Source organism: Luteibacter sp. P4_D7_3 (assembly GCF_056401735.1).
Map to the genome: position 1 here is coordinate 1 of NZ_JBFUIT010000401.1, position 3,566 is coordinate 3,566.

At 64.7% G+C, this 3,566-nt stretch carries 2 protein-coding genes and 1 pseudogene; all 3 read left to right on the plus strand.

Going from position 1 to position 3,566, the window contains the following annotated elements; all coding sequences use genetic code 11:
- Positions 1-716 (plus strand): zinc-binding dehydrogenase (locus AC1DSN_RS20570; protein ID WP_477332550.1); only part of this gene is annotated, 716 nt, incomplete at its 5' end.
- A 23-nt stretch (positions 717-739) separates the two neighbouring features.
- Positions 740-2,170 carry a GGDEF domain-containing protein gene (locus AC1DSN_RS20575; protein ID WP_477332552.1) on the plus strand — a complete coding sequence of 477 codons (1,431 nt, stop codon included), beginning with the start codon at positions 740-742 and terminating at the stop codon, positions 2,168-2,170.
- An 84-nt stretch (positions 2,171-2,254) separates the two neighbouring features.
- Positions 2,255-3,566: pseudogene (locus AC1DSN_RS20580) on the plus strand (catalase); the annotation flags it as partial.

The window sequence follows — 3,566 nt, forward strand, 5'->3', positions numbered from 1 at the left end:
GCCGGGTCGGCTTCGCCGACATGCCGTTCGCCAACGCCGAACTGGTCGCCGTCGACGTGGACAAGCTGATTCCATTGCCGGACGACATTTCGGCAGAGACGGCCGCGGCCGTCCTGCTGCAGGGCCTCACCGCGCAATACCTGGTGACCGATAGCTCGAATCCCCAGCCGGGCCAGGTTGCACTGGTGCATGCCGCCGCCGGCGGCGTTGGCCTCCTGCTGGTGCAGATGCTGCGTGCCAAGGGCGTACTCGTGGTCGGTGTCGCCTCGTCCGACGCCAAGCGTGACGCCGCGCGGCGCGCGGGCGCCGACATGGTCATGGGCTACGAAGACCTCGTCGAGCGTGTACAGGACGCGACCGAGGGGGCGGGCGTGCACGTCACCTACGATTCCGTCGGGCGCACGTTAGGCGACAGCCTCGCCGCCACGCGCACGGGCGGTACCGTGGTCTTTTACGGCATGGCCGGCGGCGATCCGGACCCTGTCGATCCGCGCCTCCTGATGGACCGTTCGCTGACCCTCACCGGCGGCGACCTATGGAACGTGCTCGTCAACGCCGAGGTGCGCAGGCAGCGCGCCTCTGAACTGTTCGCTCTTATCCGCAAAGGCTCGCTGGTTCCGACGATCGCCGGCACGTTTCCCCTGCGCGATGGCGGCAAAGCACACGCGTTCCTGGAGAGCCGCGGAGCGATCGGCAAAGTCGTGATGCTCACTTGATAACCCAGCGCTGGACACCCCGCGTGTCGGCGTTGCTCCTGGGTGTGCACGCGGGCATCGCGATGTTCGTCACCGTGCGGACCCTGAGCTGGAGTTATGCGGCGGTGCTCGTCATCGCCGTGCTGGCGTTGTACCTCTGCTGGCGCCGCAGCATCCAGGCGGTGGAGCACAACAAGCCGCTGTGGTGGATCCTGTTCGGCGCCATCCTGTCGAAAACGACGGCACTGGCCCTGTTGTTCGCGGATTCGCTCCTGAATGCCGAAGGCACGCTGGTGATGGTCGATCCCAGCTTCTATTTCTGCACGGCGAGCCTGCTGATGATCGCGGCAGCGACGTACAACCCGACGGGACCGATGTTCCGCTGGACGACGGCAGCGGATACGCTGCTGGCCATCGCGCTGGCGGCGATGTTCTACGTGACCTTGCATCATGCCGTCGATCCATCTTCGCCGGCTGCTTCGGCCTCGTTCCTCATCCTGCTGTTCGACGGCCTCGATGCCTTCGTCGCCCTGTTCGCCACCATCCGCCTGCTCGGCACACGTCGCAAGGACGAACGCCGGTTCTTCTTCGTGCTGGCGACGTTCGCGTGGGTGGATGGCATCTGCGCCGCGGCGCACAACCGCTTGCTGTCGCTCACCGAGTCCTACCTGCCTGAACTGCTCCTTTCAATTCCGCTCCTGGTGCTCGGTGTGCTCGTCAGCCGCAGGAGTATCGGCTGGCTTCGCGGCTATCGGCCCTCACGCACTGCCATCTACCTGTCCGGCAGCGTCAGCCCGTTCGTGCTCTGCCTGGCCTTATGCGCTCTGGTGTTCTTCCTGTTGAAATCCCAGCCGGTGCTTGCCATGGTCATCCTCGCCGTGGCCTTGACCGTCTACGCGGCGCGCAACGCGATCGTGATCGGCTATCACCTGGCCGTGGAAGACGAGCTGCGCCTCTTAAGGCGCGGCCTCCAGTACACGGCCAACCATGACGAGCTGACTGGCCTGCAGAATCGTCGCGGCCTGTTCCTGGCGCTCAGGCGTGCGCTCGATCGCACCGACGATGAGAAGCCCTGCGTCAGCCTGGCGATGCTCGATGTGGATCGGTTCAAAGGCTTCAACGACGCCTATGGCCACCTCGCCGGCGATGCATGCCTTACCCTCGTCGCCCAGACCTTGCGTGCGGCGTTGACGGTCGTACCAGGCTCGGTCGTGGCGCGGTATGGCGGTGAGGAGTTCGTCGTCGTGTTGCCCGGCATCGATGCCAGCGAGGCGTTGGGCATCATTGAAACGGTTCGGCAGGATGTCTACACCCTAGGCATCGCCAACCGTCACGGCATCGACGGCCTGGTAACGATCAGTGCGGGCATCGCCACGCATTGCGCGCCGAACCCGGTGAGCGCGGAAACGTTGCTGAACCTCGCCGACGAGGCGGTGTACCGGGCGAAAGCGGCAGGGCGCAACCGTACGATGTGACAGCTATCGGCGAGTTCACACCGGTGAAGGCTGCTTTGACGGCACGTAGTGCATGTTAGGCGCCCGACCAAGCCGAGGTGTGCCATGGCCAAGAAAGCCCCGTCGGCGGCAAACGCTGCCGCTCAGAACAACACTGCAGGACTGCCGAAAGACCGACGTGGCCAAGGGGATGAACTCCACCAGACGGCCGGTGGCGAGCATGCACCGCTGACGACGAACCAGGGCCTGGTGATCGGAGACAACCAGAACTCGCTGAAAGCCAACGCCCGCGGTCCCACGCTGTTGGAAGATTTCATCCTTCGCGAGAAGATCACCCACTTCGACCATGAGCGCATTCCGGAGCGCATCGTGCACGCGCGCGGTTCGGCGGCGCACGGCTTCTTCGAGCTGACAGCCTCGCTGGCCGAGTACACCACCGCTCGTGTCCTTACCGAGGTCGGCGAGCGCACACCGTTGTTCACGCGGTTCTCCACGGTCGCCGGTGGCTCGGGCTCGGTGGACACCCCGCGCGACGTGCGTGGCTTCGCCGTGAAGCTCTACACGAAGGAGGGCAACTGGGACCTGGTTGGCAACAACATCCCGGTGTTCTTCATCCAGGACGCGATCAAGTTTCCCGACCTGATTCATGCCGTAAAGATGGAACCCGACCGCGGCTTCCCGCAGGCGGCGAGCGCGCACGACACGTTCTGGGATTTCATCTCCCTCACGCCCGAGTCGATGCACATGATCCAGTGGGCGATGTCCGATCGGACCATTCCGCGCTCGCTGCGCATGATGGAAGGCTTTGGCATCCATTCGTTCCGCCTGCTGAATGCGAAGGGCAAGTCCACCTTCGTCAAGTTCCACTGGCGGCCGAAGCTTGGCCTGCAATCGACGGTGTGGGACGAGGCAGTGAAACTCGCCGGCGCCGACCCGGACTTCCATCGTCGCGACCTGTTCGAGGCGATCCAGGCAGGTCGCGTTCTGTCCGTCGCACCTGGTGCCCGGCATCGACTTCAGCAACGACCCGCTGCTTCAGGGGCGCCTGTTCTCCTACCTCGACACGCAGTTATCGCGCCTGGGTTCGCCGAACTTCCACCAGTTGCCCATCAACGCGCCGAAGTGCCCCTTCGCCAACCAGCAGCGCGACGGCCACATGCAAACGCAGGTACCCAAGGGACGCGTCGCCTATGAGCCGAGCTCGTTGCAGGCCGACTCGCCGCGCGAAGATCCCGCCCTCGGTTTCCGCAGCGCCGCCGTGCAGGAAGAAGGAACGCGAGAGCGCGTCCGTGCCGAAACCTTCGCCGATCACTACAGCCAGGCCCGTCTGTTCTTCACCAGCCAGACAGCGTTCGAGCAGGCGCATATCGCCTCGGCCTTCGTGTTCGAGCTGTCGAAGGTGGATGCGGTGCACGTG